This is a genomic window from Streptomyces griseiscabiei, from assembly GCF_020010925.1.
In the GTDB taxonomy this organism is placed as follows: Bacteria; Actinomycetota; Actinomycetes; order Streptomycetales; family Streptomycetaceae; genus Streptomyces; species Streptomyces griseiscabiei.
In genome coordinates, this window is record NZ_JAGJBZ010000003.1 from 815,072 (window position 1) to 834,076 (window position 19,005).

The following is a 19,005-nucleotide window of genomic DNA, read 5'->3' on the forward strand; positions in this document are numbered from 1 at the left end:
CATCGGCACGCGCCGGTGATGTCGTACGACGGGGGATTCATGACGGCCTACTGCCCGCACTGCGGAACACCGGGACCCGACGAGGCACGCTTCTGCATGAAGTGCGGGCGGGAACGCCCGCCGGTTCCGTCGTCGGTTCCGTCCTCGGTTCCCTCACCTGTTCCGTCACCCGTCCCGCCGACGGCTCCGCCCCAGGTGCCCCAGGCGCCTTCGGGACCCCCGCCGACTTCGCAGGCCCCGCAGGCCTCACCGGCTCCACCGGGTGTGCCGCCCCTCGGGCCGCCACCGCCCCCTCCCGAGTACGCCCCCGTCCCGGCCCGCCCCTCGCCCTTCGGCGCCTTCCTGGGCCGGGCCTTCCGGGGTGACTGGGGCGGGTCCGCCCTGGCCGCGCTCTGGCCGGTGGGGCTGCTCTTCGCCGCCGCCGTCGCCCTGGCCGTCCCGTCCTACGGCCAGAGCAACCAGGACGACCAGTACTTCGTGGGCTTCGCCGACCGGCTGGGCCTCGCCCTCGCCGGCCTCCTCCAGGGCCTCGGCGGCGGCTTCACGGTCTCCGAGTCCGGCGACGGCGACTACACGAGCGAGTACCAGTCAGCCGAGGGCGCCGTCACCTTCACCCTGGTCCCGCTCGCGGTGACGCTGCTGTTCCTCGGGGCGCTCTGGATCGGCCTGCGGCAGCTCCGGACGCGCCGAGCGGTACGCGGGGCGTACGGCGCTGGGTACGGGGTCGCGTACGGAGCCACGTACGCCGGTGCCGGTGCCGGTGCCGGGTGGCCGGGCGCGGTGCCCGCCGGGAGCCGGACCGCCGGGCTCGAAGCGGCCGTGCGGGTCACGCTGCTGGTGACGGCCGCCGTACTGCTGCTCGGGCTGTTCGCCCAGCCCGAGGTCGCGCTCGTCGAGGTCTCGACCTCCCCCTGGCGCGCGGCACTGGGCGCGCTGCTGCTCACCGCCGCCGTCTCGGTGGGCCTGTCGCAACGCGACGACCTGGCCGCCTGGCTGGCCGTCCGCCCCGGTCCCCGGGCCCTGTTCCGGGCGACCGGAACGGCCGTACGCGCCATGGCGATCGTCCTCGCCCTCTGCTCGCTCGTCGCCTTCGTCGTCCTCGTGGCGAACGACGACTGGCAGTCCGAATGGGAGGAGGACCTCAACCCGCTCCTGCTCGTCCTGCTCGTCCTGCCCAACCTCGCCGTCAACCTCCTCGGCCTCTCGTGGGGCGCGTCCATCACCGGCGAGGCGGGCCGCACCCGGTACGGCGACGGCGACTCGTCGTTCGGCGGCGACTCGTCCGGCGACCACGGTCTCGCCGAGTCCGGCCCGTACGGCGGCTACGAGCGCGAGTCGTTCGGGCTCTCCGAACTGGGCGACGCCGTCAACTCCTGGGCGGTCGTGGGCGCGTTGACGCTCGGCGCGGTCTGCGCCCTGATCCTCGGCGTCCTCGCGGCCCGCCGCTCCCCGGGCCGCGGCGAGCAACTCCTCGCCGCCGGTGTGTTCTTCGGTCTCTTCCTCCTCCTCGCCGGTGTCAGCGGCTTCGGCATGGAGGCCTCCGGCTCCGCCACGACCGACTTCAGCGGCGAGTTCTCGTCCACGGGGCAGGGGAACGCCGGCCTCGACCTCCCCGAGGTGCTCCTCTTCGGCCTCCTGTGGATCTTCGGCGCGGCCCTTCTCGCGCCCTACCTGGTCCGGCTGACCGGAGGACGTAGGGCGACGACCGCCCCGCCGGTCCCACCGATGCCGGGGATGCCTGCGATGCCGGGGATGCCAGGGCTGCCTGCGATGCCGGGCAGCGGCCCGGCCTCGATGCCGGCCCCGGCTCCGTACGAGCCCCCGCTCGTGCGCCTGGACCACCACCGGGCGCCGTCCGCCGAGCCATCCGCGCCCCGCAGCCGCGCCCTCGTCTGGACGCTCACCGTCGCGGCGGCCTTCGCGATCGGCGGGGGAGGGGCGGCGGCGATCCTGCTCTGGCAGAAGTAGGCGGGCAGGGACGGGCCTCGCGTCACCGGAGCACCGCGAACGGGTCCCCCGGCTCGTCCAGTGCCCTGCGCAACCCGGGCGGAGGGCCCCCGTGCCGGGGCTCCCGCACGCCCCCGCCGTCGTCCCCCGACTCGAACCACACGGTCACGGCGGCCCCGCGCGGCACCTTCACCCCCGGCGGCGGGTACTGCCGTACGACGTAGTCCACGACGGCCAGTTGGAGGTCGGGCCGGTCGGGTGCGACGAGGGTGACCCCGTCCGCCTCGGCCGTCTCGCGCGCGTCCACGGCCATCAGGCCGACGAACCGTGGCACACGCACTTCGAATGACTTGGGTGTTATGCGCACAGATGTTCACCCCCAGCGGTACCGGCAGGGTAACCGCCGAGCGGCCCCGCCCGGAAGCGCTGCGTGGCAATCCGCGCCAAATCGCTACTGTGGGTGACGGGTTGCCGAAATCCCGAACATCGAGCCCTTGCATCGAGCCCTTACGCCGAACCCTTACGCCGACCCCTCACAGGGCCAGCCGGTAGCAGTGCCCCAGCTGTTGGGTGACGGGGACCGTGTACGTCTCCGCCAGTTCCATGCCCAGCCTTCGGGTCACGGCGATGGACCGTTCGTTGCGGGCGTTGACCATCGCGACGACGCCGCCGACGCCCGCCTCCCGCACCCGCTCCACGGTCTGGATCGCGGCGGCGGTCACATACCCCTTCCCCCAGTGGTCCCGGGCGAGCCGCCAGCCGATCTCGATCTCCCCGGTGGGGCCCCACTCCCGGGGCCACGGCTGGGCGCCGGTGAAGCCGATGGCCCGGCCCTCCTCGTCGAGCATGGTCCACAGGCAGAAGCCGTGCTCGGCGTCGTGGCGGCGCTGGCGCGCGGTGAGCTCCTCGTAGACGGACAGCTCGGCCGACCGGCCGCCGTGGAACTCCATGACGTCGGGATCGTCGAAGATCCGGTGCCAGGCGAAGGCGTCCTCGTCGGTGGGGACACGCAGCCGTACGTCGGGCAGAGCTCTGGTCACAGGGGCAGCCCTTCAGCCGATGATCGGTACCGCTGAATAGACTGCCCATGTCCGACGCCTGTCGGCACATGATTTCTGGCCGTCCGGTCCTGCGGACTGCCAGCAGGCTTTGCTCCGATCCTTCTACTTTCTTGGGGAGAACCCGTCGTGACCGAGCCCCAGCCCCTTACCGAACACACCGCCGATGTGATCGTCGTCGGGGCCGGACCAGCCGGTTCCACCACCGCGTACTACCTGGCGAAGGCCGGACTGGACGTGCTGCTCCTGGAGAAGACCAGCTTCCCGAGGGAGAAGGTCTGCGGTGACGGCCTCACGCCCCGCGCCACCAAACAGCTGGTGGCGATGGGCATCGACATCTCCGAGGAGGCCGGCTGGCTCCGCAACAAGGGGCTGCGGATCATCGGCGGCGGTGTCCGCCTCCAGCTCGACTGGCCGGATCTCGCCGCCTATCCGAACTACGGACTCGTCCGCAAGCGCGACGACTTCGACGAGCAGCTCGCCCGCCAGGCCCAGAAGGCGGGCGCCCGGCTGTACGAGCGCTGCAACGTGGGCGCGCCGATCATCGACGACCGCACCGGCCGGATCACCGGCGTGCACGCCAAGCTCGGCGAGGAGAAGCGCGAAGTCACCTTCCACGCCCCGCTGGTGGTGGCGGCCGACGGCAACTCCACCCGGCTCTCCCTCGCGATGGGCCTGCACCGCCGCGAGGACCGCCCCATGGGTGTCGCGGTCCGCACCTACTTCACCTCCCCGCGCCACGACGACGACTACCTGGAGTCCTGGCTGGAACTGTGGGACAAGCGCGGCCCGGGCGACGACCGCCTGCTCCCCGGCTACGGCTGGATCTTCGGCATGGGCGACGGCACGTCCAACGTCGGTCTGGGCGTCCTCAACACCTCCTCCTCGTTCAAGGAGCTGGACTGGCGCGACGTCCTGAAGGCCTGGTGCGCGTCCATGCCGGAGGAGTGGGGCTACACCCCCGAGAACATGACCGGCCCGATCCGCGGCGCCGCCCTCCCGATGGCGTTCAACCGCCAGCCCCACTACACCAAGGGCCTGCTGCTGGTCGGCGACGCGGGCGGCATGGTGAACCCCTTCAACGGCGAGGGCATCGCCTACGCCATGGAGTCCGGACAGATCGCCGCCGACGTCATCGTCCAGGCCCACGCCCGCGCCACCCCCGGGCAGCGCGAACTCGCCCTCCAGCGCTACCCGCAGGTCCTCAAGGACACCTTCGGCGGCTACTACACGATGGGCCGCGCCTTCGTGAAGCTCATCGGCAACCCGAAGATCATGAAGCTGGCCACCCAGCGGGGTCTGACCCACCCGATGCTGATGAAGTTCACGCTGAAGATGCTGGCCAACCTCACCGACCCGACCGGCGGCGACGCGATGGACCGCATCATCAACGGCCTGAGCAAGGTGGCCCCGAAGGCCTGACCCGCGGGCTTCCTCGACACGTCCGGCCGGCCACGGAGCGCTCCGTGGCCGGCCGAACCTCTGTACGCCTCTGAGGGGCTCGCCGCCGCCCCGGAGCGCGGAACACCTTCGGCGCGGGACGACGGGCGCTCTGTGGGGCGCCTGTGGCCTTTCCGCGGGCAGCCCGAGGGCCGCTGTCCCCCTACGGGGAGAGCGGCCCTTCGAAAACGGCCTGTGCGGCCGGGTGGGTCAGAGGACGCGCACCGCGCCCGTCGCCGGGTAGCCGGAGAGGTCCTGGATCACGACGCCCTTGGAGGGGTTCGCCGCGTCGAGGTACTGGCCGTTCCCGACGTAGACACCCACGTGGTACGCCGAACCCTTGGCGCCCCAGTACAGGATGTCGCCGACCTGGAGGTTCGACAGCGAGACCTCGGTGCCGACCGTCGACTGATCCTGTGAGACCCGGGGAAGGTCCACGTTGACCTGCTTGAACGCGGCCTGCACGAGCGAGGAGCAGTCCCACGCGTTGGGGCCCGTGGCACCCAGGACGTAGGCGTCGCCGAGCTGCGCCTTCAGGAAGGAGATGACCGTGCCGACGCTGCCGGAGGCGGGCGCCGTCGTGGTCGTCGTCGACGCGGACGAGTTGGTCGTGAGGGTGGTCCGCTCACTGTCGCGCGAGGCGCGCTCGGCGGCGGCCTTGCGCTCGGCCTCCTCGGCGGCCTTCTTCCGGGCCTCTTCCTTCTTCGCCTTGGCGAGGTCCTTGTCGGCCTGCTTGGCCGCCTCTTCGGCGGCCGCGTCACGCTCGGCCTGCAGCTGGTAGTCGGCCGCCATCGCCTGCGTGGCGTCCGCGGACTGCGCGGCCTGCGTGGCCAGATCGGCCGTGAGGGTGGGCAGTTCGAGCGTCTGCGTCACCGGCTCCGCGGCGAACGCGGCCGTCGACGCGCCGGCCACGGCCACGGTGCTGAGAACGCCACCGGCGACTCCGGCGCGCATCGCGATCGAGGACGCGTTGCGGCGGGGCTTCCGGTGGCTGCGTATGTGAGCGGTGTGGGACATGGGTACAAGCGGTACCAGCGACTCCTCCATACCTTCAAGAAACGTGTGCTGCGCCACAGTTGTTCAACCCAGGCGCCAAATTTCCTGTGCGTCACTCTTTATTGACGCCGTAACGGTCATAGCGGACACGACTCAACAAGCCTTTGATCATGCACTTTCGTGATTACGCCCGAATTGCCCTGCGCTTACCACCGATCGCAGCGAGTGGCCAAGGCTGGTTGATTTGATCTCCCTGTGATGTGACGCAGGTCACGGAACGGTCGCCCGACTCCCCGGCGTCCCGCGCGGGTGTGGCGCGAATGTGTCCGTCCGCGACGCTCGTGAACGCGTGCACGCGTCCACATCGGTCGTCGGACCTCCCTCCGGGGTGTGAACGCCGCATCCTATCAAGCGACCCCGTCCAGCACCAATTTGCATGCAGCGGAACTCTCTTGATATGGAGACGCCATGCGTGACCAGCGGTAACGCTTAAAAATGTCACTTCTGGTGATCAGTCTGGCGCTTCGTGTATGAAGATCGTCGCTCATCCGACTTCATGATCCTTCGTCAGGTGGTGGAGATCACAAACTCGGTGCTGCACCCGTGTCGCAGATCACAGACCGGCAGGCATAGGATGCGGGGCAGTTGGGCTTGTGACCTGCTTCACATGTTCGCGATCTTCGTCGGGACGGGCGGAGTTCGTGGGACCGGTGGGGCGGGGGAGCAGGGCCCACGCCATCCGCCAGCAGTCAGTGCCGACTGAGAGGAGCGAGGAGCGGTGAACGCTTATGCGCCCATCCTCGTACTGGGAGCCCTCGGGGCAGGCTTTGCGATCTTCTCCGTGGTCATGGCCACGCTGATCGGCCCGAAGCGCTACAACCGGGCCAAGCTCGAGGCCTACGAGTGCGGGATCGAGCCCACCCCCACGCCGGCCGGCGGCGGGCGATTCCCCATCAAGTACTACCTGACGGCGATGCTCTTCATCGTCTTCGACATCGAGATCGTCTTCCTCTACCCCTGGGCCGTCACCTTCGACGCCCTGGGTGTTTTCGGGCTCGTGGAGATGCTGCTCTTCGTGCTCACCGTCTTCGTCGCCTACGCGTACGTCTGGCGGCGCGGCGGCCTGGAATGGGACTGAGGGGCCTTTAGACCATGGGACTCGAAGAAAAACTGCCGAGCGGTTTCCTGCTGACCACCGTCGAGCAGGCCGCGGGCTGGGTACGCAAGGCATCCGTCTTCCCCGCCACCTTCGGCCTCGCCTGTTGTGCCATCGAGATGATGACCACGGGTGCGGGGCGCTACGACCTGGCGCGCTTCGGAATGGAGGTGTTCCGGGGCTCGCCGCGTCAGGCGGACCTGATGATCGTGGCCGGCCGGGTCAGCCAGAAGATGGCGCCGGTGCTGCGGCAGGTCTACGACCAGATGCCGAATCCCAAGTGGGTGATCTCCATGGGGGTCTGCGCGTCGTCCGGCGGCATGTTCAACAACTACGCGATCGTCCAGGGCGTCGACCACATCGTCCCCGTCGACATCTATCTGCCGGGCTGCCCGCCGCGGCCCGAGATGCTGATGGACGCGATCCTCAAGCTCCACCAGAAGATCCAGACGTCCAAGCTCGGCGTGAACGCCGAGGAAGCGGCCCGCGAGGCGGAGGAGGCGGCCCTCAAGGCGCTCCCCCTCATCGAGATGAAGGGGCTGCTGCGATGAGCGACGCGAACGGGGTGAACCCCGAGAAGGACCTCGCCGCCTCCAACCTCCCCGGCCAGCGCGGCGACGGCGGTGAGGAGATCCGCGTCCAGCGCGGCATGTTCGGCGCGAACAACGGCGGCGACACCTCCGGCTACGGCGGCCTGGTCCGCTCGATCCGCCTGCCCGGCTCAGCGAACCGCCCCTACGGCGGCTGGTTCGACGAGGTCGCCGACGAACTGGAGGGCGCCCTGGAGGAACAGGGCCTCGTCCCCGAGAACGTGATCGACAAGACGGTCGTCGACCGCGACGAGATCACCTTCCACATCGAGCGCGAGTACCTACCGCGCGTCGCCCGCACCCTCCGCGACGACCCGGCCCTCCGCTTCGAACTGTGCACGGGCGTCTCCGGCGTCCACTACCCCGGCGACAAGGGCCGCGAGCTGCACGCCGTCTACCACCTGCGGTCGATCACCCACAACCGGCTGATCCGCCTGGAGGTCTCCGCCCCCGACGCCGACCCGCACATCCCGTCGCTCGTCCCCGTCTACCCGACCAACGACTGGCACGAGCGCGAGACGTACGACTTCTTCGGCATCGTCTTCGACGGCCACCCCGCGCTGACGCGGATCATGATGCCGGACGACTGGCAGGGCTTCCCGCAGCGCAAGGACTACCCCCTCGGCGGCATCCCCGTCGAGTACAAGGGCGCCCAGATCCCGGCTCCGGACCAGCGGAGGTCGTACTCATGAGCACGCAGCACGCATCCGCCGACGCATCCGCCGACGCGTCCGCCGCCTCGGCGCGCGAGACCACCGAGGGCACCGTCTACACGGTCACCGGCGGCGACTGGGACGAGGTCGCCGAGACCGCGGCCCGCTCCGACGACGAGCGCATCATCGTCAACATGGGCCCCCAGCACCCGTCCACCCACGGCGTGCTCCGGCTCATCCTGGAGATCGACGGCGAGACCGTCACCGAGGCCCGCTGCGGCATCGGCTACCTCCACACCGGCATCGAGAAGAACCTCGAATACCGCACGTGGACCCAGGGCACCACGTTCGTGACGCGCATGGACTACCTGACGCCGTTCTTCAACGAGACGGCGTACTGCCTGGCCGTGGAGAAACTCCTCGGCATCGAGGACCAGATCCCCGACCGCGCCTCGATCATCCGGGTGCTCCTGATGGAGCTGAACCGGCTCTCCTCCCACCTGGTGTGCATCGCCACCGGCGGCATGGAGCTGGGCGCCACCACGATCATGATCTACGGCTTCCGTGATCGTGAACTGATTCTCGACATCTACGAGCTGATCACCGGCCTGCGCATGAACCACGCGTACATCCGGCCCGGCGGACTCGCCCAGGACCTGCCGCCCGGCGCGGTGGACCAGATCCGCGAGTTCGTGAAGAAGATGGAGAAGAACCTTCCCGAGTACGACAAGCTCGCCACCGGGAACCCCATCTTCAAGGCCCGTATGCAGGACGTCGGCTATCTCGATCTGTCCGGCTGCATGGCCCTCGGTGCCACCGGCCCGATCCTCCGCTCCGCCGGTCTCCCGCACGACCTGCGCAAGGCCCAGCCGTACTGCGGCTACGAGACGTACGACTTCGACGTCCCGACCGCCGACACCTGCGACTCCTACGGCCGCTTCCTGATCCGCCTCGAAGAGATGCGCCAGTCCCTGCGGATCGTCGAACAGTGTCTGGACCGGCTGCAGCCCGGCCCGGTCATGGTCTCCGACAAGAAGATCGCCTGGCCCGCCCAGCTCGCGCTCGGACCGGACGGACTCGGCAACTCCCTGGACCACATCAAGAAGATCATGGGCACCTCCATGGAGGCCCTGATCCACCACTTCAAGCTGGTGACCGAGGGGTTCCGCGTCCCGCCGGGACAGGCGTACACGGCGGTCGAGTCGCCCAAGGGCGAACTCGGGGTGCACGTCGTCTCCGACGGAGGCACCCGCCCCTTCCGGGTCCACTTCCGCGACCCGTCCTTCACCAATCTGCAGGCCATGGCGGCGATGTGCGAGGGCGGCCAGGTCGCCGACGTCATCGTCGCCGTCGCGTCCATCGACCCCGTGATGGGAGGCGTCGACCGGTGACCACCACCCCCGAGGGCGTCAGCCTGGGCATGCCCCAACTGCCCGCGCCCGACTTCCCGGCCGAGGTCCGGGCCCGGCTGGAGCGGGACGCCGCCGACGTCATCGCCCGCTACCCGGACTCCCGGTCCGCCCTGCTGCCGCTGCTGCACCTCATGCAGTCGGAGGAGGGCCATGTCACCCGCACCGGTATGCGGTTCTGCGCCGAGGTGCTCGGCCTGACCACGGCCGAGGTCACCGCGGTCGCCACCTTCTACTCCATGTACCGCCGGAGGCCCTCCGGCGACTACCAGGTGGGCGTCTGCACCAACACCCTGTGCGCGGTCATGGGCGGCGACGCGATCTTCGAGGCGCTGCAGGACCACCTCGGTGTCGGCAACGGCGAGACCACCGGCGACGGCAAGGTCACCCTGGAGCACATCGAGTGCAACGCGGCCTGCGACTTCGCGCCGGTCGTGATGGTCAACTGGGAGTTCTTCGACAACCAGACCGTCGACAGCGCCAAGCGCCTCGTCGACGAGCTGCGCGACGGGGCCGAGGTCGCGCCCACGCGCGGGGCGCCGCTGTGCAGCTTCAAGGACACCGCGCGGATCCTCGCCGGCTTCCCCGACGAGCGGCCCGGGGCCGTCGAGGCGAGCGGCGGTGCGGGACCCGCGTCGCTGGTCGGTCTCCGCCTGGCCAGAGGAGAGACCGGACCCGCGCGCGTGGTCCATCCGCGGGACGGCGGCCCGACCGACGAGCCGCAGGACAGGAAGACGCACCAGGCCGAGGGCCGGAAGGCGCACGAGCCGTCGCCGACCGAGCACCTCAGCTCGCACGACGCGCCACAGGAGACCTCGGCCTCCGACCCCGCCCACCCGGCAGGGCCCGCCGCCGAGGAGGGGGAGTGATGACGTTGGCACCCGAGATCAAGGGCACCAGCCCGGAGAAACTGCTCGCACCCGTGCTGTCGGCCTTCTGGGACGAGGACAGGCCGTGGTCGCTCGACGTCTACCGAAGGCACGAGGGGTACGAGGGGCTGCGCAAGGCGCTGGCCATGTCACCGGACGACGTCATCGCGTACGTCAAGGAGTCGGGACTGCGCGGCCGTGGCGGCGCGGGATTCCCGACCGGAATGAAATGGCAGTTCATTCCCCAGGGTGATGGAAAACCACATTATCTAGTTGTCAACGCCGACGAGTCGGAGCCCGGAACGTGCAAGGACATTCCGCTCCTCTTCGCGAACCCGCACAGCCTCATCGAGGGCATTGTCATCGCCTGTCATGCCATCAGGTCTTCGCATGCCTTCATCTATCTGCGTGGTGAGGTCGTCCCCGTTCTGCGGCGGTTGCACGAGGCCGTACGCGAGGCGTACGAGGCCGGCTTCCTCGGCGAGAACATTCTCGGCAGCGGACTCGATCTCCAGCTCACCGTGCACGCCGGCGCCGGCGCGTACATCTGTGGTGAGGAGACCGCACTGCTCGACTCGCTCGAAGGCCGCCGTGGTCAACCGCGGCTGCGTCCCCCCTTTCCTGCTGTCGAGGGCCTCTACGCGTGCCCGACTGTCGTGAACAACGTCGAATCGATCGCGTCGGTTCCCGCCATCATGCACAAGGGCAAGGAATGGTTCAGGTCGATGGGCAGCGAGAAGTCCCCGGGCTTCACGCTCTACTCGCTCAGCGGCCATGTCGCCAGCCCCGGCCAGTACGAGGGCCCACTCGGCATCACCCTCCGTCAGCTCCTGGAGATGAGCGGTGGCATGCGGCCCGGACACCGCCTCAAGTTCTGGACGCCGGGCGGCTCCTCGACCCCGATGTTCACCGACGAGCACCTCGACGTCCCCCTGGACTACGAGGGAGTGGCCGCCGCGGGTTCCATGCTCGGCACCAAGGCACTCCAGTGCTTCGACGAGACCACCTGCGTCGTACGGGCCGTCACCCGCTGGACCGAGTTCTACGCCCACGAGTCCTGCGGCAAGTGCACCCCCTGCCGTGAAGGCACCTACTGGCTGGTGCAGTTGCTGCGCGACATCGAGGCCGGCAAGGGCGTCATGAGCGACCTCGACAAGCTGAACGACATCGCCGACAACATCAACGGCAAGTCCTTCTGCGCCCTCGGCGACGGCGCCGCCTCGCCGATCTTCTCCTCCCTCAAGTACTTCCGCGCGGAGTACGAGGACCACATCACGGGCCGGGGCTGCCCCTTCGACCCGGCCAGGTCGACCGCCTGGGCCGACAAGGACAAGCACGCGGAGGTGAACGCATGACCGTGACCACCAGCGCTCCCTCCGGGGGCGGGGAGGCGGCGGTCCCGCCGGAAGATCTCGTCTCGCTGACGATCGACGGCGCCGAGATCAGCGTGCCCAAGGGCACCCTGGTCATCCGGGCCGCCGAGCAACTCGGCGTCGAGATCCCCCGCTTCTGCGACCACCCCCTCCTGGACCCGGTCGGCGCCTGCCGGCAGTGCATCGTCGAGGTCGAGGGCCAGCGCAAGCCCATGGCGTCCTGCACGATCACCTGTACGGACGGGATGGTCGTCAAGACTCATCTGACCTCCCCGGTCGCGGAGAAGGCCCAGAAGGGTGTGATGGAGCTCCTGCTCATCAACCACCCGCTGGACTGCCCCGTCTGCGACAAGGGCGGCGAATGCCCCCTGCAGAACCAGGCCATGTCGCACGGCCACTCGGAGTCCCGCTTCGAGGGCCGCAAACGCACCTACGAGAAGCCGGTACCGATCTCCACCCAGGTACTGCTCGACCGCGAGCGGTGCGTGCTGTGCGCCCGCTGCACCCGCTTCTCCAACCAGGTCGCCGGCGACCCGATGATCGAACTGGTCGAGCGGGGCGCCCTCCAGCAGGTCGGCACCGGCGAGGGCGACCCCTTCGAGTCGTACTTCTCCGGGAACACCATCCAGATCTGCCCGGTCGGCGCGCTGACCTCGGCGGCGTACCGATTCCGCTCCCGTCCCTTCGACCTCGTCTCCTCGCCGTCCGTGTGCGAGCACTGCTCCGGCGGCTGCGCGACCCGCACCGACCACCGGCGCGGCAAGGTCATGCGGCGGCTCGCGGCGAACGACACCGACGTCAACGAGGAGTGGATCTGCGACAAGGGCCGCTTCGCGTTCCGCTACGCGCAGCGTCCGGACCGGCTCACCACCCCACTCGTCCGCAACGCCGACGGTGTCCTGGAACCCGCGTCCTGGCCGGAGGCCCTGGAGGTGGCCGCCCGCGGACTCCTCGCCGCGCGCGGCCGGGCCGGTGTCCTCACCGGCGGCCGGCTCACCGTCGAGGACGCCTACGCGTACAGCAAGTTCGCGCGCGTGGCGCTCGACACCAACGACATCGACTTCCGCGCGCGCGTGCACAGCGGCGAGGAGGCCGATTTCCTGGCCGCCCGGGTCGCCGGACGGGGCCGCGACCTCGACGGTACGGGCGTCACGTACGCCTCGCTGGAGGAGGCGCCCGCGGTCCTGCTGGTCGGGTTCGAGGCCGAGGAGGAGGCGCCCGGCGTCTTCCTGAGGCTGCGCAAGGCCTGGCGCAAGCACAAGCAGCAGGTGTACTCGCTGGCCACGCACGCCACCCGGGGCCTCACGAAGGCCGGCGGCACGCTGCTGCCCGCCGCGCCCGGCACCGAGACCGAGTGGCTGGACGCCCTCGCCAGCGGCTTCGGTCTCGACGAGGACGGCACCAGGGCCGCCGAGGCGCTGCGCGCCGAGGGCGCCGTGATCGTCGTCGGCGAGCGGTTCGCGGCCGTCGCCGGCGGACTCACCGCCGCCGTACGGGCCGCGTCCCTGACCGGCGCGAAGCTGGTGTGGATCCCGCGCCGGGCGGGGGAGCGGGCCGCCGTCGAGGCGGGCGCCCTGCCGTCGGCGCTGCCGGGCGGACGCCCGGCCACCGACCCGCGCGCGCGGGAGGAGGTCGCCGCCGCCTGGGGCGTCGCCGAACTCCCCGCGCGCTACGGCCGGGACACCGGGCAGATCGTCGAGGCCGCCGCCACCGGAGAGCTCGGGGCCCTGGTGGTGGCGGGTGTGGAACTCGCCGATCTGTCCGATCCGCCGCGCGCGCGTGAGGCGCTGTCCGCGGTGGGCTTCCTGGTGTCGCTGGAACTGCGGCCCAGCGAGGTCACCGACCGCGCGGACGTCGTCCTCCCGGTCGCCGCCGTCGCCGAGAAGGCGGGCACCTTCCTCAACTGGGAAGGCCGCGTGCGGATGTTCGAGGCCGCACTGAAGCCCGACCAGATGACCCGCCGGGTGGCACCCACCGACGCACGGGCCCTGCAGATGCTGGCCGACGCCATGGACGTCCACCTCGGGCTGCCCGATCTGCGCACCACGCGCGCGGAGCTGGACCGGCTCGGGTCGTGGGACGGGGCGCGGGCCAACGAGCCGGTGGAGGTCGCCGCCGCGCTGCCCCGCCCGGCCGCCGGAGAGGCCGTGCTCGCCGGGCACCGGCTGCTGCTCGACCAGGGCCGCCTCCAGGACGGCGACGACGCGCTCGCCGGGACCCGGCACGCCGCCCACGCGCGCGTGTCCGCCGCCACGGCCGCCGAGGCAGGCGTCAAGAACGGCGACGTCCTCGCGGTCAGCGGCCCCGCCGGGGCCGTCGAACTGCCGCTGCTGATCACCGAGATGCCCGACCGCGTGGTCTGGCTGCCGCTGAACTCCACCGGCTCGGGCGTCGCCTCCGACACCGGGGCGACACCCGGCGCACTCGTCCGTATCGGCCCCGCGACCCTCCCGGCCGAGGCCCCCGAGGAGGTGGAGGCGTGAGCCCCTTGTACCTCGCCGCGGAAGACCTCTCGATGTTCGGCCGCGACCCCTGGTGGCTGGTCGTCGTCAAGGCGGTGTTCTGCTTCGCCTTCCTGATGATCACCGTGCTGTTCTCCATCGTGTGGGAACGCAAGGTCGTCGCCTGGATGCAGCTGCGCATCGGCCCCAACCGGCACGGCCCCTGGGGCATGCTCCAGTCGCTCGCCGACGGCATCAAGCTGATGCTCAAGGAAGACGTCATCGTCAAACGCGCGGACAAGGTCGTCTACGTCCTCGCGCCGATCGTCGCGGCCATCCCGGCCTTCATGGCGATCGCGGTGATCCCCTTCGGTCCCGCAGGCAACGAGATCTCGATCTTCGGCCAGCGCACCACGATGCAGCTCACCGACCTGCCGATCGCGATGCTCTACATCCTCGCGGTCGCCTCCGTCGGCATCTACGGCATCGTCCTCGCGGGCTGGAGCTCCGGCTCCACCTACCCGCTCCTCGGCGGCCTGCGCTCCTGCGCGCAGATGATCTCGTACGAGATCGCCATGGGCGCCGCGTTCGCCTCCGTCTTCCTCTACTCCGGGTCGATGTCGACCTCGGCGATCGTGGAGGCGCAGGCGGACCGCTGGTACATCGTGCTGCTGCCGGTCTCGTTCGTGATCTACATCGTGACCATGGTCGGCGAGACCAACCGCGCCCCGTTCGACATGCCGGAGTCCGAGGGCGACCTGGTCGGCGGCTTCAACACCGAGTACTCGTCGATCAAGTTCGCGATGTTCATGCTCGCCGAGTACGTCAACATGGTGACCGTCTCCGCGGTGTCGGTGACGCTCTTCCTCGGCGGCTGGCGGGCCCCCTACCCCATCAGCACCTTCTGGGAGGGCGCCAACCACGGCTGGTGGCCGATGCTCTGGTTCGTGGTGAAGGTGCAGCTGCTGCTGTTCTTCTTCATCTGGCTGCGCGGCACCCTCCCGCGCGTCCGCTACGACCAGCTGATGAAGCTCGGCTGGAAGGTCCTCCTCCCGGTCTCCGTGGTCTGGCTGATGCTCGTCGCGACCGTACGGACCCTGCGCAACGAGAACTACGACTTCGCCGAGATCGCCCTGTACGTGGCCGGCGCCGTCATCGTCCTGTTCCTGCTCTCCGTGGTCGCCGACATGTTCCGCGACCGGCGCGAAGCACAGGAACTGCCCGCGGAACCGGCCGGGTTCGACCCGATGGCGGGTGGATTCCCCGTACCGCCCCTGCCCGGACAGACCCTCCCGCCGGTGCCGCGCAGGCGCCCGCGCCGGGAGCGGGAGCTGATTGTCAGTGGTGGGTCCGATACTGACAGTGACGGATCTTCGAATGGGAGGGAGGCGTCCGATGGCTGAGGAGCCGAAAGAGAACAAGCAGGGGTTCCAGAACCCCGTCGCCGGCTTCGGCGTGACCTTCAAGGCCATGTTCAAGAAGCGGCTGACCGAGCAGTATCCGGAGCAGCAGAAGACCACGGCCCCGCGGTTCCACGGCAGGCACCAGCTCAACCGCCATCCGGACGGCCTGGAGAAGTGCGTCGGCTGCGAGCTGTGCGCCTGGGCGTGTCCCGCCGACGCCATCTACGTGGAGGGCGCCGACAACACGGACGAGGAGCGCTACTCCCCGGGCGAGCGGTACGGCCGCGTCTACCAGATCAACTACGCCCGCTGCATCCTGTGCGGCCTGTGCATCGAGGCGTGCCCCACGCGCGCGCTGACGATGACCAACGAGTTCGAGCTGGCCGACTCCAGCCGCGCCAACCTCATCTACACCAAGGAGCAGCTGCTCGCCGGTCTGGAGGAGGGCATGGTCGACTCGCCGCACTCCATCTTCCCGGGCACGGACGAACAGGACTACTACCGGGGGCTGGTCACCGAGGCCGCGCCCGGGACGGTACGTCAGGTCGCCGGCTCCAAGGGCGAGAAGCCGGAGGAGAAGGGGGTGGACGTATGAGCGCGCAGTTCTCCCAGCTCGCCGCCTACACCACCTCCACCGGTGAGGCCTTCCAGTTCTGGGTGCTCGGCACGATCGCGGTGATCGGCGCCCTGTGCACCGTCTTCATGAAGAGGGCCGTGCACAGCGCCCTCTGTCTCGCCGGCACGATGGTGATCCTGGCGGTGTTCTACCTCGCCAACGGCGCCTACTTCCTGGGCGTCGTGCAGATCGTCGTCTACACCGGCGCGATCATGATGCTGTTCCTGTTCGTGGTGATGCTCGTCGGTGTCACCGCCGCGGACTCCCTGAAGGAGACCATCAAGGGCCAGCGCTGGCTGGCCCTCCTGTGCGGCGCCGGCTTCGGCATCCTGCTGATCGCGGGCATCGGCAACGCCTCGCTGACGGAGTTCGACGGCCTCGGCACCGCCAACGCGGGCGGCAACGTGGAGGGCCTCGCGGCCCTGATCTTCACCGACTACGTGTTCGCGTTCGAACTCACCGGCGCCCTCCTCATCACGGCCGCCGTCGGCGCCATGGTCCTCACCCACCGTGAGCGCACCGAGCGCGCCAAGACCCAGCGCGAGCTGGCCGAGCAGCGCGTACGCGAGGGCAAGCACCTCCCGCCGCTGCCGGCCCCCGGGGTGTACGCCCGGCACAACGCGGTCGACGTCCCGGGCCTGCTGCCCGACGGCACCACGTCCGAGCTGACCGTCAGCAAGACCCTGCGGGACCGGGGCCAGGTCCGCGATGTGTCGACCGAGGCGCTGAGCGACCTCAAGGCCCTGGAACAGCGCGCCGAGGACCGGCTGGAGCGCACCAACAGCGGCGCCGGAAACGGCGGGAACGGCCGGAACGGCGGCAAGAGCGGGGAGGCAGCGAAGTGAATCCCGTCAACTACCTGTATCTCGCCGCCCTGCTGTTCACGATCGGCGCCACCGGCGTCCTGATCAGGCGGAACGCGATCGTGGTGTTCATGTGCGTGGAGCTGATGCTCAACGCCTGCAACCTCGCCCTGGTCGCCTTCTCCCGGATGCACGGCAATCTCGACGGCCAGATCATCGCCTTCTTCACGATGGTCGTCGCCGCCGCGGAGGTCGTGGTCGGACTCGCGATCATCGTGTCGCTGTTCCGGTCCCGCCACTCGGCCTCGGTCGACGACGCCAGCCTGATGAAGCTGTAAGGGGTCGGAAGAAACGTGGAGAACCTGATTGCGCTGCTGATCGCGGCGCCCCTGCTCGGAGCCGCGGTCCTGCTGTGCGGCGGCCGGCGGCTCGACGCCGTCGGCCACTGGATCGGCACGGCGCTGGCCGCCGCCTCCTTCGTCATCGGCGTGGTCCTCTTCGCCGACATGCTCGGCAAGGAAGCCGAACACCGTGAGATGGGCCAGTTCCTGTTCAGCTGGATCCCCGTCGAGGGCTTCCAGGCCGACGTCGCCTTCCAGCTCGACCAGCTGTCGATGACGTTCGTCCTGCTGATCACCGGAGTCGGCTCGCTCATCCATGTGTACTCGATCGGGTACATGGAGCACGACGAGCGCCGGCGCCGCTTCTTCGGCTATCTGAACCTGTTCCTCGCGGCGATGCTGCTGCTCGTCCTCGCCGACAACTACCTGCTGCTGTACGTCGGCTGGGAGGGCGTCGGCCTCGCCTCGTACCTGCTGATCGGCTTCTGGCAGCACAAGCCCAGCGCCGCCACCGCCGCGAAGAAGGCCTTCCTGGTCAACCGCGTCGGCGACGTCGGCCTGTCCATCGCCATCATGCTGATGTTCACCACCTTCGGGACCTTCGCCTTCGGGCCGGTCCTCGGAGCGGTCGGCGAGACCAGCGAGGGCACGCTCACCGCCATCGCGCTGATGCTGCTGCTGGCCGCCTGCGGCAAGTCCGCCCAGGTGCCGCTGCAGTCCTGGCTCGGGGACGCGATGGAGGGCCCGACCCCGGTCTCGGCCCTCATCCACGCCGCGACCATGGTGACCGCGGGCGTCTACCTGATCGTCCGCTCCGCGAACATCTTCAACGCCTCGCCCGACGCGCAGCTGGTCACGACCGTCGTGGGCGCGGTCACGCTGCTCTTCGGTGCGATCGTCGGTTGCGCGAAGGACGACATCAAGAAGGCCCTCGCCGGGTCGACGATGTCGCAGATCGGGTACATGGTGCTGGCCGCGGGCCTCGGCCCCATCGGCTACGTCTTCGCGATCATGCACCTGGTCACGCACGGCTTCTTCAAGGCCGGCCTGTTCCTCGGCGCCGGCTCGGTCATGCACGGCATGAACGACGAGGTCGACATGCGCAAGTACGGCGGCCTGCGCACGTACATGCCGATCACCTTCGTCACCTTCGGCCTCGGCTACCTCGCCATCATCGGCTTCCCCGGTCTGTCCGGCTTCTTCTCCAAGGACAAGATCATCGAAGCGGCCTTCGCCAAGGGCGGCACCGAGGGCTGGATCCTCGGCGGCGTGGCCCTGCTGGGCGCGGCCCTCACCGCGTTCTACATGACCCGCGTGATGCTGATGACGTTCTTCGGCGAGAAGCGCTGGCAGCCCGACGAGCACGGCCACGAACCGCACCCGCACGAGTCGCCCAAGGTCATGACCATCCCCATGATCGTCCTGGCGGTCGGATCGGTCTTCGGCGGCGCGTACTTCAGCATCGGCGACCGGTTCGTGCACTGGCTGGAGCCCGTCACCCAGCACGCGCACGGCAACCCGCCGATCAGCGCCGCGGCGGTCACCTCGGCCACGGTCGCCGTGATGGTCGTCGGCGTCGGCCTCGCCTGGCTCCAGTACGGGCGCAAGCCCGTCCCCGTCGTCGCCCCGCGCGGATCGCTGCTCACCCGGGCCGCCCGGCGCGACCTGCTCCAGGACGACTTCAACCACGTCGTCCTCGTCCGCGGCGGAGAGCACCTCACACGCTCCCTCGTCTACGTCGACCACACCCTGGTCGACGGCGTCGTCAACGGCACGGCGGCCTCGATGGGCGGCCTCTCCGGACGTCTGCGCCGGATCCAGAACGGCTACGCCCGCTCGTACGCGGTCTCGATGTTCGGCGGCGCTGCGATCCTCATCGCCGCGACCCTGCTGATGAGGGCGGTCTGATA

General features: G+C 69.7%; 17 protein-coding genes. 14 read left to right on the plus strand and 3 right to left on the minus strand.

Annotated elements, in window-relative coordinates; genetic code table 11:
- The first annotated feature begins 39 nt into the window (after positions 1-39).
- On the plus strand, positions 40-1,968 hold the full coding sequence (locus J8M51_RS37525; protein WP_267299843.1) for a zinc ribbon domain-containing protein: 1,929 nt from the start codon (positions 40-42) through the stop codon (positions 1,966-1,968).
- A gap of 22 nt (positions 1,969-1,990) precedes the next feature.
- Here J8M51_RS37525 and J8M51_RS37530 read toward each other — a convergent pair whose 3' ends face one another.
- Positions 1,991-2,314 (minus strand): PASTA domain-containing protein, encoded by a 324-nt coding sequence (locus J8M51_RS37530; protein WP_086751790.1) that lies wholly within the window; start codon positions 2,312-2,314, stop codon positions 1,991-1,993.
- Positions 2,315-2,480: 166 nt separating this feature from the next.
- Complete coding sequence (locus J8M51_RS37535; protein WP_086751792.1) at positions 2,481-2,987, minus strand: GNAT family N-acetyltransferase; 507 nt, start codon at positions 2,985-2,987, stop codon at positions 2,481-2,483.
- Positions 2,988-3,134: 147 nt separating this feature from the next.
- Here J8M51_RS37535 and J8M51_RS37540 point away from each other — a divergent pair, with 147 nt between their 5' ends.
- On the plus strand, positions 3,135-4,427 hold the full coding sequence (locus tag J8M51_RS37540; RefSeq protein ID WP_086751795.1) for a geranylgeranyl reductase family protein: 1,293 nt from the start codon (positions 3,135-3,137) through the stop codon (positions 4,425-4,427).
- Positions 4,428-4,655: 228 nt separating this feature from the next.
- On the opposite strand, the gene J8M51_RS37545 is transcribed toward J8M51_RS37540, so the two are convergent.
- The gene (locus tag J8M51_RS37545) at positions 4,656-5,492 is read right to left on the minus strand and encodes a C40 family peptidase (RefSeq protein ID WP_086751797.1); all 837 of its coding nucleotides are present in this window, start codon (positions 5,490-5,492) and stop codon (positions 4,656-4,658) included.
- A 727-nt stretch (positions 5,493-6,219) separates the two neighbouring features.
- On the opposite strand from J8M51_RS37545, the gene J8M51_RS37550 reads away from it, so the two are divergent.
- Genes J8M51_RS37550 through nuoL form a run of 12 tightly spaced genes read left to right on the plus strand, consistent with a single transcriptional unit; the run spans position 6,220 to position 19,003 of the window.
- Positions 6,220-6,579, plus strand: a complete 360-nt coding sequence (locus J8M51_RS37550) for an NADH-quinone oxidoreductase subunit A (protein WP_007383963.1) — start codon at positions 6,220-6,222, stop codon at positions 6,577-6,579.
- Positions 6,580-6,593: 14 nt separating this feature from the next.
- A complete protein-coding gene (locus tag J8M51_RS37555) occupies positions 6,594-7,148 on the plus strand; it encodes a NuoB/complex I 20 kDa subunit family protein (protein ID WP_046913396.1) in 555 nt (184 codons plus the stop codon).
- Positions 7,145-7,879: an NADH-quinone oxidoreductase subunit C gene (locus J8M51_RS37560; protein WP_086751799.1), complete on the plus strand. Its 735-nt coding sequence runs from the start codon at positions 7,145-7,147 to the stop codon at positions 7,877-7,879. The genes J8M51_RS37555 and J8M51_RS37560 overlap by 4 nt, the downstream gene beginning before the upstream one ends.
- On the plus strand, positions 7,876-9,231 hold the full coding sequence (locus tag J8M51_RS37565) for an NADH-quinone oxidoreductase subunit D (protein ID WP_086751801.1): 1,356 nt from the start codon (positions 7,876-7,878) through the stop codon (positions 9,229-9,231). Before J8M51_RS37560 ends, J8M51_RS37565 begins: the two co-directional genes overlap by 4 nt.
- A gap of 29 nt (positions 9,232-9,260) precedes the next feature.
- Complete coding sequence (gene nuoE / locus J8M51_RS37570; RefSeq protein ID WP_086751803.1) at positions 9,261-10,118, plus strand: NADH-quinone oxidoreductase subunit NuoE; 858 nt, start codon at positions 9,261-9,263, stop codon at positions 10,116-10,118.
- A complete protein-coding gene (gene nuoF / locus J8M51_RS37575) occupies positions 10,115-11,473 on the plus strand; it encodes an NADH-quinone oxidoreductase subunit NuoF (RefSeq protein ID WP_216589564.1) in 1,359 nt (452 codons plus the stop codon). Before nuoE ends, nuoF begins: the two co-directional genes overlap by 4 nt.
- Positions 11,470-13,974: an NADH-quinone oxidoreductase subunit G gene (locus tag J8M51_RS37580; RefSeq protein WP_086757044.1), complete on the plus strand. Its 2,505-nt coding sequence runs from the start codon at positions 11,470-11,472 to the stop codon at positions 13,972-13,974. The genes nuoF and J8M51_RS37580 overlap by 4 nt, the downstream gene beginning before the upstream one ends.
- Positions 13,971-15,335, plus strand: a complete 1,365-nt coding sequence (gene nuoH, locus J8M51_RS37585; RefSeq protein WP_086757046.1) for an NADH-quinone oxidoreductase subunit NuoH — start codon at positions 13,971-13,973, stop codon at positions 15,333-15,335. Before J8M51_RS37580 ends, nuoH begins: the two co-directional genes overlap by 4 nt.
- Positions 15,328-15,930, plus strand: coding sequence for an NADH-quinone oxidoreductase subunit NuoI (nuoI, locus tag J8M51_RS37590; RefSeq protein WP_086757048.1), 603 nt, complete (start codon positions 15,328-15,330; stop codon positions 15,928-15,930). Before nuoH ends, nuoI begins: the two co-directional genes overlap by 8 nt.
- Positions 15,927-16,796 carry an NADH-quinone oxidoreductase subunit J gene (locus J8M51_RS37595; protein ID WP_086757050.1) on the plus strand — a complete coding sequence of 290 codons (870 nt, stop codon included), beginning with the start codon at positions 15,927-15,929 and terminating at the stop codon, positions 16,794-16,796. Before nuoI ends, J8M51_RS37595 begins: the two co-directional genes overlap by 4 nt.
- Complete coding sequence (gene nuoK, locus J8M51_RS37600) at positions 16,793-17,092, plus strand: NADH-quinone oxidoreductase subunit NuoK (RefSeq protein WP_009310327.1); 300 nt, start codon at positions 16,793-16,795, stop codon at positions 17,090-17,092. Before J8M51_RS37595 ends, nuoK begins: the two co-directional genes overlap by 4 nt.
- A gap of 15 nt (positions 17,093-17,107) precedes the next feature.
- Entirely contained in the window at positions 17,108-19,003 is a 1,896-nt protein-coding gene (nuoL, locus tag J8M51_RS37605; protein ID WP_086757052.1) for an NADH-quinone oxidoreductase subunit L, read from the plus strand.
- Positions 19,004-19,005: the final 2 nt, after the last annotated feature.

What these genes read in the sequence shown, in the direction of transcription:
- J8M51_RS37525 (WP_267299843.1), top strand. Translation starts at nt 40, where the DNA reads ATGACGGCCTACTGCCCGCACTGCGGAACACCGGGACCCGACGAGGCA.
- J8M51_RS37545 (WP_086751797.1), bottom strand. Translation starts at nt 5,492, where the DNA reads ATGGAGGAGTCGCTGGTACCGCTTGTACCCATGTCCCACACCGCTCAC.
- J8M51_RS37555 (WP_046913396.1), top strand. Translation starts at nt 6,594, where the DNA reads ATGGGACTCGAAGAAAAACTGCCGAGCGGTTTCCTGCTGACCACCGTC.
- J8M51_RS37560 (WP_086751799.1), top strand. Translation starts at nt 7,145, where the DNA reads ATGAGCGACGCGAACGGGGTGAACCCCGAGAAGGACCTCGCCGCCTCC.
- J8M51_RS37565 (WP_086751801.1), top strand. Translation starts at nt 7,876, where the DNA reads ATGAGCACGCAGCACGCATCCGCCGACGCATCCGCCGACGCGTCCGCC.
- nuoE (WP_086751803.1), top strand. Translation starts at nt 9,261, where the DNA reads ATGCCCCAACTGCCCGCGCCCGACTTCCCGGCCGAGGTCCGGGCCCGG.
- J8M51_RS37580 (WP_086757044.1), top strand. Translation starts at nt 11,470, where the DNA reads ATGACCGTGACCACCAGCGCTCCCTCCGGGGGCGGGGAGGCGGCGGTC.
- nuoI (WP_086757048.1), top strand. Translation starts at nt 15,328, where the DNA reads ATGGCTGAGGAGCCGAAAGAGAACAAGCAGGGGTTCCAGAACCCCGTC.
- J8M51_RS37595 (WP_086757050.1), top strand. Translation starts at nt 15,927, where the DNA reads ATGAGCGCGCAGTTCTCCCAGCTCGCCGCCTACACCACCTCCACCGGT.